The following is a 239-nucleotide window of genomic DNA, read 5'->3' on the forward strand; positions in this document are numbered from 1 at the left end:
TGACGGTGTAGCTGACCGTCGGCACCGTGCCGTTGTAGTTGGCGGCCGGAGTGAAGGTGTAGGCGCCGTTCGTTCCGATCACCAGGGTACCGACATTGGCGATGGTCGCGGTTTCACCGACCTGGTACTGAGTACCGCCGACCGTGAAATTAACTACGCTGACCGGGCCGTCGACGCTGCTGGTGCCGGTGAGCACGCTGCCGTTGACTGGGGCGTCTTCGCTGGTGGTTACGGTTTCG

The 239-nt window shown here is 62.8% G+C and carries 1 protein-coding gene; it reads right to left on the bottom strand.

Annotated elements, in window-relative coordinates; translation table 11 throughout:
- Positions 1-239, bottom strand: a 239-nt coding sequence (locus tag WLY71_RS30970; RefSeq protein WP_347806614.1) for an Ig-like domain-containing protein, incomplete at both ends; no start/stop codon positions are given.

Origin of the sequence: Pseudomonas rossensis, assembly GCF_039888995.1 — a bacterium.
Classification (GTDB): Bacteria; Pseudomonadota; Gammaproteobacteria; order Pseudomonadales; family Pseudomonadaceae; genus Aquipseudomonas; species Aquipseudomonas rossensis.